Consider the following 11,481-nt stretch of genomic DNA (forward strand, 5'->3'; position numbering starts at 1 on the left):
CCGACATGGTTGAGGGCCCCGACTCCGGTCGGGGCCCTCAGCCATGTCCGCGGCCCGCACCGGGCGGCAGCGGGCCGTACGGGTTGCTCAGCCGACCCAGCAGCGTTTCACGACGCCGCCGTCGACCTCGAAGTTGATGCGGCCGCCCAGGAACTCCATGGTGATGACGGTGCCCGGCGGCAGGGCTCTGACCGTGGTCCAGCCACGCTCCCGGGCCCTGCGTTCGGCGGTCTCGGCGCCGAGGCCGACATACGCGCCGGGCGGGTCGTCGGGCTGGGCGGAAGGGGTCGGTATGGGTGCCATGCCTCTCACCGTAGGCGGCCCGGGACGGCGACGGAAGCCGGGGCGCCGGCCGGTCGCACTGCATCCTCACGTCCCTCACCGGTCACGCTTGTGTCACAGGATCACCACACACGTTCCCGCCGTACCCCGTCACCCGATCGCGCGATTCGGAACTGGACGCACAGTAATCGCACAGGCCGGAAAACGATCAGCGGAGAGGACGGCGAAACGGGCCGGATTTCCTTCCACGGACGCCGTTGATTTCCCTCCCGAATATCCTCCCGTAAGCGAAATACCCGTCAGGAATTCATCCTTCCTTATCGCACCCTTATCTCATGCTCACAATATCCACACCATCGCACCGGGTCCGGCCGCGCGGTTCGGCCGTATAGCCGGCGGCCCGAATCACCCCGCTTTCCGACATCGCGGCGGCCCCTGCGGCCACCGGCACGACGGGGCGGCACGGACGGGGTTCCCGTAGGTCCCCGGCACCGTCCGGTCCGGGGCGGGGCCGCGCCCGCATGCCCCGATTTCCCGACGATTTCCTGACTTTTCGGCGTATCGCCGACCGGTCGGCTCCCCGGTTCGATTCCGTTCGCATTCTCGCGTGACCCCGGCAGCGGCTCACCCGTTGTCTTCTTCATGAGCCGGGAACCGCCCGGCGCACGTACCGAGTTCGAGGAGCCACCCGTGCCGCGCATGCTCGACGTCAGCGAGGACGTACGCGCCGAGATCGGCGACGCCGAAGCCGACCGGCTGCTCGTCGGCGACAACGCCCCCGGCAGTTACGACTGCACCTCCTGCCGCACCCCCGGCGACTCCGAGCAGGAACGCACCAGCACGGTGCTGTTCGTCGGTGACGAGACCGCGGTCCTCGCCTTCGCCCACGCGACCTGCATCCCCTCCCAGGTCGTCCAGGTGGCCGAGGAACAGCTGCAGGGCGCCGTGCGCAGCATCACCGGGAGCGAGCAGGAGGCCCAGGGCGGGGCGAACCCCGAACAGGCCGTGCTGGGGATCACCAGCGGCCTCGTCCTGATCGACGACGAACTCCACCCGGCCCTGGTCGTCGAACCGACCGGGGCGATCGCCCGGCCCGGCACGGACGGCAGCGGCGGCGACGAGTTCCTGCAACTGCTGCTGGAGCAGGGCTTCCACCCGGTCCAGCGGATGGATCAGGTCCCCGAGGTGCTGCACGGCTGGTCGATCCTGCTCGCCATGGGTCAGCTGCACGCCGTGCTCCAGCCGGGCACCGGCGGCGGCGCCCCGGTCGCCTGGTGGCAGGCGCACGCGCCACTCCAGGTGACCGAGGGCTGGCGGGCCGCGGTCAACAAGTCGCAGACCGTGCTCGTCTACGCGGCCCCGGCCGGCTCGATCGGCCAGCAGCCCCGCGAGGACCTGCTGCGCGACGCCCTGGAGAAGACCACGGCGGGCGGCATCCTGGTCGCCGCGGCGATGCCGCTGGCCGGTACCTGACCGTGTCCCGGCACTCCGGGCACCTCGGGCACTCCGGGCCAACAGCTATTTCTGCGGCGCGCCCGCATCTCACGGGCGGCGGGGTCGTTGGCACATACGTGCACTCATACGACCCCTCCCACCAGCGTCCGAGCCCGATCCCTGCCATGCGTCCCGCGCAGGACCCATCGGGTGGCCCGTCCCGCACCCCGATCTACGACGCGCTGTACTCCGAGTACCGCCGCTCGTTCAGGGCGCTGCCTGGTGACCGGACCGGGGAGGAGAGCCTGGGGCTCCCGAGTTTCGGCAGCGGGTTCTTCGGCTCCCGCGCCCCGCTGAGCGGCCATTCCGGGCACGGCGGCGCGGGCGGTTTCGCGGGCTCAGCCGCCGGGCACGGCAGCGGCAGCCCCGGTACGCACACCGGCAGCCTCGGCTCCTGGCAGCGCGTGGGACGGCACGCGGGGCGGGTACAGGCCGCGCTGCCGCCGGGCTCCCGAGGGGCCTGACCCTACGACTGAGCCCCGGACCACTCGATCTCCGAGTGGTCCGGGGCTCAGTCGTGTCCGGGCGCTCAGCGGCGCGGCCGGGGCGCTCCCGCGCCGGGGCCGCGCCGCCCGCCGGCTACTTGTTGCGGCCGCGCTTCTCGCGGACCCGCACCGAGATGTGGATCGGGGTGCCCTCGAAGCCGAACTCCTCGCGCAGCCGGCGCTCGACGAAGCGCCGGTAGCCGTGCTCCAGGAAGCCCGAGGCGAAGAGCACGAAGCGCGGCGGCTTGGTGCCCGCCTGGGTGCCGAAGAGGATACGGGGCTGCTTGCCGCCGCGGATCGGGTGCGGGTGCGAGGCGACGATCTCGCCGAGGAACGCGTTCAGCCGGCCGGTGGGAACGCGGGTCTCCCAGCCGTCCAGCGCGGTCTCGATCGCCGGGACCAGCTTCTCCATGTGGCGGCCGGTGAGCGCCGAGACGTTGACCCGCGGGGCCCACGCGACCTGCGCGAGCTCCGTCTCGATCTCGCGCTCCAGGTAGTAGCGGCGCTCTTCGTCGAGGGTGTCCCACTTGTTGAAGGCCACCACGATCGCACGCCCGGCCTCGACGGCCATGGTCACGATGCGCTGGTCCTGAACGCTGATCGACTCGCTGGAGTCGATCAGGATCACCGCGACCTCGGCCTTCTCGACGGCGGCCGCGGTGCGCAGCGAGGCGTAGTAGTCCGCGCCCTCCTGGAGGTGGACCCGGCGCCGGATACCGGCCGTGTCGATGAACTTCCAGGTGATGCCGCCGAGCGTGATCAGCTCGTCGACCGGGTCGCGGGTGGTGCCGGCCAGTTCGTTGACGACGACCCGGTCCTCGTTGGCCACCTTGTTCAGCAGCGAGGACTTGCCGACGTTCGGACGGCCGATCAGCGCGATGCGGCGCGGCCCGCCGACCGCGGTGCCGAACGACTGCGCGGGCGCCTCCGGGAGCGCGTCCAGTACGGCGTCCAGCATGTCGCCGGTGCCCCGGCCGTGCAGCGAGGAGACCGGGTGCGGCTGGCCGAGGCCGAGCGACCAGAGCGCGGTGGCGTCCGCCTCGCCGCTCTGTCCGTCGACCTTGTTGGCGCAGAGCACGACGGGCTTCTTGGCCCGGCGCAGCAGCTTGACGACGGCCTCGTCGGTGTCGGTGGCGCCGACGGTGGAGTCGACCACGAAGACGACCGCGTCGGCCGTCTCGATGGCGTACTCGGCCTGGGCGGCGACGGAGGCGTCGAGCCCCAGCACGTCCTGCTCCCAGCCGCCGGTGTCGACGACCTTGAAGCGGCGGCCCGCCCATTCGGCCTCGTAGCTGACGCGGTCACGGGTGACGCCCGGCTTGTCCTGGACGACGGCCTCACGGCGGCCGATGATCCGGTTCACCAGCGTCGACTTGCCGACGTTGGGGCGGCCGACGACGGCGAGCACGGGAAGCGGTCCGTGACCGGCCTCACCGATCGCGCCCTCGACGTCCTCGGGGTCGAACCCCTCCTGCGCGGCGAGCTCCATGAACTCCGCGTACTCGGCATCGCCAAGCGCTCCGTGCTCGTGGTCCGAGCCGTCGGAGTGAATCTGGTCGTTCATGAAGTCCGTTCCTCTTTGCATCATCATCGATGGACCACGCAGCACGCGGTCCACTACTCAAGTCTTACCCAGTGCGCCCGGTGAGGCGCCTGGCCTGCTCCAGGTGGCCGGTCAGCCGGCCCTGGATCCGCACGGTCGCCTCGTCGAGCGCCTTGCGCGTGCGCCGCCCGCTGCCGTCACCGGCGTCGAACGCCTCGCCGAAGACGACATCGACGCGGCTGCGCAGCGGCGGCAGCGCCGATATCAGCCGTCCGCGGCGCTCCGTGCTTCCCAGTACGGCCACGGGCACGATCGGCGCCCCGCTGCGTACCGCGAAGTACGCGAGCCCGGCGCGCAGCGAGGCGAAGTCTCCTTCGCCCCTGGTGCCCTCGGGGAAGATCCCGAGCACCCCGCCCTCCCCCAGCACGCCGAGGGCGTGGGTGATGGCGGTGCGGTCGGCGGTCGTACGGTCCACCTTCAGCTGACCGATTCCGCGCAGGAACGGGTCCAGGGGGCCGACGAACGCCTCTTTCTTGATCAGGAAGTGGACGGGCCTGGGCGCGGTGCCCATCAGCATCGGACCGTCGACGTTGTGCGAGTGGTTCACCGCGAGTATGACGGGTCCCGAGGCGGGGACCCGCCACGAGCCGAGCACACGGGGCCTGAACAGCCCGTACATCAGCCCGATCCCGATGGAGCGCCCGACCGCCGCGCCACGCGGCGTGGGCGCCCCCGCGGCTGGGCTCACTTCGCCGCCTGCTTCTCCCCGACGAGGGTGACGACGCACTCGATGACCTGCTTGAGGGTCAGCTCGGTGGTGTCCACCTCCACGGCGTCGGCCGCCTTGGCGAGCGGAGAGGTCTTGCGGCCGGAGTCGGCGGCGTCCCGCTTGATCAGCGCCTCCTTGGTGGCGGCGAGATCGGAGCCCTGCACCTCTCCGCTGCGGCGGGCGGCGCGCGTCTCCGGCGAAGCGGTCAGGAAGATCTTGATGTCGGCGTCGGGCAGCACGGTCGTGCCGATGTCCCGGCCCTCCACCACGATGCCCTTCTCCGCGCCCCTGGCGATGGTGCGCTGCAGCTCGGTGATCAGGGTGCGCACCTCGGGGACGGCGCTGACGGCGCTGACCTTGGAGGTGACCTCCTGGGTGCGGATCGGGCCGGAGGCGTCCTCGCCGTCGACGGTGATCGTCGGGGCGGCGGGGTCGGTGCCGGAGACGATGACGGGCTTGGCGGCCGCGGTGGCCACCGCGGACACGTCGTGCACGTCGATGCCGTTGTTCAGCATCCACCAGGTGATCGCCCGGTACTGGGCACCGGTGTCCAGATAGCTCAGGCCGAGCTGGGCGGCGACGGCCTTGGACGTGCTGGACTTGCCGGTGCCGGAGGGCCCGTCGATGGCGACGATCACTGCGGCCGGGGCGGTCCGGGCGGCGGCGCTTACGGTTTCCACGGTGGTGGACACCTTCCTGGTACACGGGATGGGCGGGACGGGACGCGCGAACCCGCCCCGCACAAGGTTACCGAGTGTCGGCGCGGGCCCGACCACCCCTGTGGACAACTGCCTCCCGGCCCGGTGCCCCAAGGGCTACGGGCGGATCGACCAGCCGCGCTCGCGCAGTGCGGCGCTGAGGCCGGGGGCGGCGCTCGGCTCGACCATGAGCTGCACGAGGCCCGCCTGCTGGCCGGTGGCGTGCTCGATGCGTACGTCCTCGACGTTGACCCCGGCCCGGCCGGCGTCCGCGAAGATCCCGGCCAGCTCGCCCGGCCGGTCGCTGATCAGTACGGCCACGATCTCGTACGAGGCGGGGGCCGCTCCGTGCTTGCCGGGCACCCTGACCCGGCCGGCGTTGCCCCGGCGGAGCACGTCCTGGATGCCCTCGGTGCCCGCGCGGCGCTTGTCCTCGTCGGCGGACTGCAGCCCGCGCAGCGCGGTGACGGTCTCGTCCAGGTCGGCGGCGACCCCGGCGAGGACGTCGGCGACCGGTCCAGGGTTGGCGGAGAGGATGTCCACCCACATCCGGGGATCGGACGCGGCGATCCTGGTGACGTCCCTGATGCCCTGCCCGCACAGCCGTACCGCGGTCTCGTCGGCCTCCTCCAGCCGGGCGGCGACCATCGAGGAGATCAGCTGCGGGGTGTGGGAGACGAGCGCGACGGCCCGGTCGTGGGCGTCGGCGTCCATGACGACCGGCACGGCCCGGCAGAGCGCGACCAGTTCCAGGGCGAGGTTGAGGACCTCGGTGTCGGTGTCCCGGGTCGGCGTGAGGACCCAGGGGCGGCCCTCGAAGAGGTCCGCGGTGGCGGCGAGCGGACCGGATCGCTCCTTGCCCGCCATCGGGTGCGTACCGATGTACGGGGCGAGGTCGACGCCGAGTGCCTCCAGCTCGCGGCGAGGGCCGCCCTTGACGCTGGCCACGTCGAGGTAGCCGCGGGCGACGCCCTCGCGCATGGCGGTGGCGAGCACGGTCGCGGTGTGGGCCGGCGGTACGGCGACGACCGCCAGGTCGACCGGTCCGTCCGGCGCCTCGTCGGTGCCCGCGCCGAGCGCGGCCGCCGTCCGGGCCGACTCCGGGTCGTGGTCGACGAGGTACACCGTGATGCCCCGGCCGGCGAGGGCGAGGGCCGCGGAGGTGCCGACGAGGCCTGTTCCGATGACAACGGCGTTTCTCACTGGGCGATGTCCTTGCGCAGGGCGGCGGTGGCGCCGAGGTAGACGTGGGCGATCTCGGACTTGGGGAGATAGGTCTCGATGTGGGCGAGGATCCGGACCACCCGGGGCATCGACCCCTCGATGTCCAGCTCCTGGGCGCAGATCAGCGGTACGTCGACGATACCGATCCCGCGCGCCGCGGCGGCCGGGAAGTCGCTGTGCAGGTCGGTGGTGGCCGTGAACCAGATGCTGATCAGGTCGTCCGGGACAAGGCTGTTGCGCTCCAGGACGGCTGTCAGGAGAGCGCCGACCCGCTCGCCCATGTGCCCGGCCTCGTCCCGCTCCAGCTGGACGGCTCCTCGGACCGCTCGTACCGCCACGTCGTGCTCCTCGCTTGTCCGTACCGCTTCGTGCTGCCTGTGTACAGGCTGTTCCGGTTTTCAGCTGTTTCAGCGTAGAGGGGCGGCGGGGTCCCGCGCCGGGCCGCCCTGTCCGTGAGACGCGTCGGTGGCGCCGGGTCCCGGAACGGCCGTCCCGGGCTCTCGCGTAGCCTCCCCGCATGATCACTCCGTCCGGCGAGGCGCTGGTGCGCGACCACACCGTCTACTCCTGCGTGATGGGCTCGCGCGCCTTCGGGCTGGCCACGGACGGCAGCGACACCGACCGGCGGGGGGTCTTCCTCGCACCGACCCCGCTGTTCTGGCGGTTCGAGAAGCCGCCGGCCCATGTCGAGGGACCGGCCGACGAGCAGTTCTCCTGGGAGCTGGAACGCTTCTGCGAACTGGCGCTGCGGGCCAACCCCAACGTGCTGGAATGCCTGCACTCACCGCTGGTGGAACACGCCGACGCGACCGGCCGCGAACTGCTCTCGCTGCGCGGCGCGTTTCTCTCCCTCCGGGCACACGGAACCTTCGTCCGTTACGCGACGGGCCAGCGCAGGAAGCTGGAGGCGGACGTACGGCAGCACGGGGCGCCGCGCTGGAAGCACGCCATGCATCTGCTGAGGCTGCTGACGAGCAGCCGGGACCTGCTGCGTACGGGCGAGCTCACGATCGGCGTGGGCGCGGCCCGTGACGGACTGCTCGCGGTCAGGCGGGGCGAGGTGCCGTGGCCGGAGGTGGAGCGGCGCATGAAGAGGCTGGCCGAGGAGAACGACGCGGCGGCCGTCGGCTCCCCGCTGCCTGCCGAGCCGGACCGGGCGCGGATCGAGGACTTCCTGATCCGCGCCCGGCGGGCCTCCGCGGCGGCCGGGGACGCTTCAGCCGGCTGAGGCCCCGGCGAGCCGCACCCGCACCACCAGTTCGTGCAGCGCGTCGAACCCGCCCGGCGCGTCCGGAAGGGCCGTGCCCTCCTGCGCCGCGTCGAGCACCCGGTGCAGCGACTCGACGTCCCGCGCCGCCTCCGCCCGGTCCACCCCCTCCGCTCCCCCGTGCTCGGCCTCGGCCTTGGCCGCGATCAGGCCGGGCAGAGCGGCCGGCGCGGCCACTCGTTCCAGCAGGGCCGGCAGATGGGCCAGTACCTCGCCGCTGCGCATCAGGTGGATGCCGGTGAGCAGCGCCCGGAACGTGTAGAGCAGCGGCTTGAGCTCACCGGTCCGCTCGAAGAGCCGCCACTGGGTGTTGGCGAATCCCCGGTAGTGGTGCGCGTGGTTACGGGTGAGGACGGCCGGGGCGAGAGCCACCAGCTCCGCGTGGACCGCGCTGGTGTGCACGACCAGTGGGGAGAGCAGCTGCTCCAGTACGTAGCCGTTCGGCTTCAGCATCAGCCGGACGAATTTCCGCAGGTCATGGGTGACCAGATCCATCTCCACGCCGTCCTGGTCCCACATCCGCGACCGGGTCTCCTCGGGCTCGCGCAGGCCGAGGAGATCGGCCGCGGGCAGGAGGTGGACCCCCCGCAGGTCCACATCCGAGTCCTTTGAGGGGAACCCGTACAGATGCGCCCCGGAGACCGTGGCGAACAGCAGCGGGTGGCGTTCCCCGGCGACGACCGGGCCGAGGTCGGTGACCGGCAGCCCGGCTTCCTTGAGACGCTTCATGTCCGTAAGCATGGCTCAGGAGTCCCAGAGAGCCCCCAGGGACAGCAGGTCGCTCCGGTACTCGATCCGCTCCGACCACTCCTTGGGCCAGGCCCCCGAGCCCAGGTGCGCCCCGGCGAGCGCACCGGTCAGGCAGCCGAGCGAGTCCGAGTCGCCCCGGGTGCAGGCGGCGCGGCGCAGGGCGGTGACCGGTTCGCCGGGGAAGAGCAGGAAGCAGTGCAGGGCCGTCGCCAGGGCCTCCTCGGCGATCCAGCCGTCGCCGGTCGCCTCGCAGGGATCGCTCTCCGGGGACGGATCGCGCAGCGCGTCCTGGACGCGCTCCAGCGCGGTGAGGCACTCCTCCCAGCCCCGCTGGATGTAGAGCTCGGGCGAGGAGTCGCCGGCGTAGCGCCAGAGGTCCCCGAGCCAGCGCGTGAGGTAGGTGCCGCTGTTCTCGTACGCGTAGCTGCGCAGCTGCCCGATCAGGCCGACCGGGTCCGCGCCCTGCGCCAGCAGGTACACCGCGCGGGCCATCAGGTCGGAGGCGGCGAGTGCGGTGGGGTGTCCGTGGGTGAGGGCCGCCTGCAGCTGGGCGGCTCCGGCGCGCTGTTCGTCGCTGAGTCCGGGTACGAGTCCGATCGGTGCGACCCGCATGTTGGCACCGCAGCCCTTGGAGCCGGTCTGGCTGGCCTCCTGCCAGACGCGGTCGCTGTCGAGCATCCGGCAGGCGGTCATGCAGGTGCGGCCGGGGGCGCGGTTGTTGTCGGGCGAGTGGTACCAGCCGACGAACTCCTCGCGCACCGGGCGCACCAGCCGCATCGGGGTGAGCAGCCCTCGGTCCATGGCGGCGCGGATACCGCGCCCCAGAGCCAGGGTCATCTGGGTGTCGTCGCTGACGAACGCGGGCTTCGGCAGCCGCATCTGGCGCCACGGCCCGCACTTGGCGAGGATCGAGGGGACGTTGTTGAACTCGGTCGGGAAGCCCAGCGCGTCGCCGAGCGCGAGCCCGGTCAGCGCGCCGGTGGCGGCCTGTTTGGTGATGGTCCTGGTTACGATCACGTACTTCTTCCTTCCGGTCGCAGCAGCGGAGGGTGCAGGGCGGTCGCGGCGCCCGCCCGGTAGAGGGCGGCCGGTTTTCCCCGTCCGCCGGTACGGCGCGGTGATCCCTGTGCTGCCTGGACGAAGCCGGGCGTGGTGAGGACCTTGCGCCTGAAGTTGGGCCGGTCCAGCTCGACGCCCCAGACCGTCTCGTACACCTGCTGGAGCTCTCCCAGGGTGAATTCGGGCGGGCAGAACGCGGTGGCCAGGCAGGTGTATTCGAGTTTGGCGCCGATCCTGATCTGTGCGTCGGCGAGGATGCGGTCGTGGTCGAAGGCGAGCGCGCCGGGCTCTCCGGCGTCCCACCATCCGGCGCTGGCCGCGTCGCCGCCGCCGCGCGGTTCGGGCAGATCGGGTACGAGCGCGGCGTAGGCGACGGAGACCACGCGCATCCTCGGATCGCGGTCGGGGTCGCTGTACGTCGCGAGCTGTTCCAGGTGGAGGTCCAGGACGGTGTCCTGGCTCAGCCCGGTCTCCTCGGCCAGCTCCCGGCGGGCGGCGTCCTCTGCGGACTCGCGGGGCAGGACGAAGCCGCCGGGCAGCGCCCACCGGCCCTTGTACGGGTCCTCACCCCGCTCGACGAGCAGGACGTGCAGCCGGGTTTCGCGGACCGTGAAGACGGCCAGGTCCACGGTGACGGCGAACGGTTCGAAGGCGTGCGGGTCGTAGCCCTCGGGTGCGGCGCCGCTCATCGCCGCTCCGGAAGGGGCTCGGCGAAGTGCCAGCCCCTGGCCAGCAGGGCGTCGACCGCCTCGACCGCCGTGGCCAGGCGTTGCTGGCGGCTTCCGGTGACTTCGATGAAGTTCCTTCCTGTCCGGGTGAGTTCGGATCGGAAACGGTCGGTCGTCCAGGGCCGCAGCTCCTCGTCGTCGCGCCGCCCGTCGCCCTCGAAGGGGACGCCCTCGTGGTCGGTCAGCAGCCACAGGTGACGGGCTGCCCGGTCGGCCGTGCGCTCGACGAGCGGGGTGCGGCCGCCGGCGTACCGCTGGTGCCGGACGGTGGCGGCGAAGGAGTCGCTGTCGCAGACGAGCACCGGGGATCCGGTGCGGGCGGCCGCCTCCTCCCGGGCGTTCTGGGCCTCGGCCGCCGGCGGGCGGTCCTCGGCGGTGGAGGCGGCGTCCTCCCACCGGGCGCGGGAGCGGTGGGCGCGCGGCGCGGCCGGCTTCTGTTCGCTGAGCTCGCGCCCGCAGTCGGCGACGTACCCGGTGAGCGCCCAGACGCCGCCGCGCCTGCGGTACTGGGCGGCCAGCGCGCGGGCCAGGGTCGTGGTGCCGGTGGACTCGGCGCCGAGGACGACCACCCGGCGGGCCAGCGCGGCCCGGACCGGCGGTTCGAGGAAGTCCCAGTAGCCCGCCGGGTCCGCGCGCACGGCAGCGCCGGAGACCGGGAAGACCGTGCGGCCCGGATCGACGGCGACGGGCTCGGCGCCGAAGCGGCGGGCGAGCTCCTCCCCGTACGACTCCGAGGTGAAGACGGCGTCCACGGGCTCGGGCACGGCCGCGGTGAAGACCGCCAGGCGGGCGTCCCGGACCGCCGGGTCGTGGAGATCCGTCCGGGTGCCGTCGACGGCGCCGGCCACCGTCACGTCCGGGTGCACCTCGCGCATCCAGGCGACCCGGTCGGCGAGCGGAACGGACTCCCCCGAGGCGGCGCGCACCAGCACGGTCAGCCGCTCGCAGCGGTCCTGTGCGGTGCGGACGAGATGGTGGTGGCCGGCGTGCGGCGGATAGAACTTGCCGGGCACCAGGCCGTGCGCGAAGCGATTCATGGCGCGGCCTCCGTGAACTCCCGCTGCCGGATGCCGAGTCCGCGTCGCCGGTCACGCAGGCCGGCCGGGGCGCCCAGGACCGCCGCCAGGGGCTGCCGAAGGGGATCGAGGACGTCCGCGAGACTCACACCAGCCTCCTTAATAG

Annotated in this window: 14 protein-coding genes; 3 read left to right on the forward strand and 11 right to left on the reverse strand. The window is 72.5% G+C overall.

Annotated elements, in window-relative coordinates; translation table 11 throughout:
- Nucleotides 1-87: 87 nt before the first annotated feature.
- On the reverse strand, nucleotides 88-303 hold the full coding sequence (locus tag ACIP89_RS31785) for an I78 family peptidase inhibitor (protein ID WP_401930490.1): 216 nt from the start codon (nucleotides 301-303) through the stop codon (nucleotides 88-90).
- Nucleotides 304-972: 669 nt separating this feature from the next.
- On the opposite strand from ACIP89_RS31785, the gene ACIP89_RS31790 reads away from it, so the two are divergent.
- Together ACIP89_RS31790 and ACIP89_RS31795 are read left to right on the forward strand one after the other, a co-directional pair.
- Entirely contained in the window at nucleotides 973-1,755 is a 783-nt protein-coding gene (locus ACIP89_RS31790; RefSeq protein ID WP_402117889.1) for a hypothetical protein, read from the forward strand.
- Nucleotides 1,756-1,901: 146 nt separating this feature from the next.
- A complete protein-coding gene (locus ACIP89_RS31795; RefSeq protein ID WP_402117891.1) occupies nucleotides 1,902-2,240 on the forward strand; it encodes a hypothetical protein in 339 nt (112 codons plus the stop codon).
- Nucleotides 2,241-2,355: 115 nt separating this feature from the next.
- On the opposite strand, the gene der is transcribed toward ACIP89_RS31795, so the two are convergent.
- The 5 genes from der to aroH form a co-directional block, all read right to left on the reverse strand.
- Nucleotides 2,356-3,825: a ribosome biogenesis GTPase Der gene (der, locus tag ACIP89_RS31800; protein ID WP_401930481.1), complete on the reverse strand. Its 1,470-nt coding sequence runs from the start codon at nucleotides 3,823-3,825 to the stop codon at nucleotides 2,356-2,358.
- A 64-nt stretch (nucleotides 3,826-3,889) separates the two neighbouring features.
- The gene (locus ACIP89_RS31805) at nucleotides 3,890-4,552 is read right to left on the reverse strand and encodes a lysophospholipid acyltransferase family protein (RefSeq protein WP_402117892.1); all 663 of its coding nucleotides are present in this window, start codon (nucleotides 4,550-4,552) and stop codon (nucleotides 3,890-3,892) included.
- Complete coding sequence (cmk, locus tag ACIP89_RS31810) at nucleotides 4,549-5,265, reverse strand: (d)CMP kinase (protein WP_402117894.1); 717 nt, start codon at nucleotides 5,263-5,265, stop codon at nucleotides 4,549-4,551. The genes ACIP89_RS31805 and cmk overlap by 4 nt, the downstream gene beginning before the upstream one ends.
- A 123-nt stretch (nucleotides 5,266-5,388) precedes the next feature.
- On the reverse strand, nucleotides 5,389-6,474 hold the full coding sequence (locus ACIP89_RS31815; RefSeq protein WP_401930473.1) for a prephenate dehydrogenase: 1,086 nt from the start codon (nucleotides 6,472-6,474) through the stop codon (nucleotides 5,389-5,391).
- Nucleotides 6,471-6,833, reverse strand: a complete 363-nt coding sequence (gene aroH / locus ACIP89_RS31820; protein WP_401930470.1) for a chorismate mutase — start codon at nucleotides 6,831-6,833, stop codon at nucleotides 6,471-6,473. Before aroH ends, ACIP89_RS31815 begins: the two co-directional genes overlap by 4 nt.
- Nucleotides 6,834-7,012: 179 nt before the next feature.
- Between aroH and ACIP89_RS31825 the strand changes: the two genes are divergently transcribed.
- Nucleotides 7,013-7,723: a DNA polymerase beta superfamily protein gene (locus tag ACIP89_RS31825; protein WP_401931836.1), complete on the forward strand. Its 711-nt coding sequence runs from the start codon at nucleotides 7,013-7,015 to the stop codon at nucleotides 7,721-7,723.
- On the opposite strand, the gene ACIP89_RS31830 is transcribed toward ACIP89_RS31825, so the two are convergent.
- The 5 genes from ACIP89_RS31830 to ACIP89_RS31850 are packed head-to-tail and all read right to left on the reverse strand — an operon-like array spanning nucleotide 7,712 to nucleotide 11,464.
- Entirely contained in the window at nucleotides 7,712-8,491 is a 780-nt protein-coding gene (locus ACIP89_RS31830) for a DNA polymerase beta superfamily protein (RefSeq protein WP_401930465.1), read from the reverse strand. The two genes, ACIP89_RS31825 and ACIP89_RS31830, sit on opposite strands and share 12 nt — an antisense overlap.
- Nucleotides 8,492-8,506: 15 nt before the next feature.
- Nucleotides 8,507-9,529, reverse strand: coding sequence for an ADP-ribosylglycohydrolase family protein (locus tag ACIP89_RS31835; protein ID WP_402117896.1), 1,023 nt, complete (start codon nucleotides 9,527-9,529; stop codon nucleotides 8,507-8,509).
- A complete protein-coding gene (locus ACIP89_RS31840) occupies nucleotides 9,526-10,260 on the reverse strand; it encodes an NUDIX hydrolase (protein WP_401930460.1) in 735 nt (244 codons plus the stop codon). The genes ACIP89_RS31835 and ACIP89_RS31840 overlap by 4 nt, the downstream gene beginning before the upstream one ends.
- Nucleotides 10,257-11,336 carry an AAA family ATPase gene (locus tag ACIP89_RS31845; protein ID WP_401930458.1) on the reverse strand — a complete coding sequence of 360 codons (1,080 nt, stop codon included), beginning with the start codon at nucleotides 11,334-11,336 and terminating at the stop codon, nucleotides 10,257-10,259. The genes ACIP89_RS31840 and ACIP89_RS31845 overlap by 4 nt, the downstream gene beginning before the upstream one ends.
- Complete coding sequence (locus tag ACIP89_RS31850; RefSeq protein ID WP_401930455.1) at nucleotides 11,333-11,464, reverse strand: hypothetical protein; 132 nt, start codon at nucleotides 11,462-11,464, stop codon at nucleotides 11,333-11,335. Before ACIP89_RS31850 ends, ACIP89_RS31845 begins: the two co-directional genes overlap by 4 nt.
- Nucleotides 11,465-11,481 lie beyond the last annotated feature (17 nt).

The organism is Streptomyces sp. NPDC088730 (assembly GCF_044751215.1).
GTDB lineage: Bacteria > Actinomycetota > Actinomycetes > Streptomycetales > Streptomycetaceae > Streptomyces.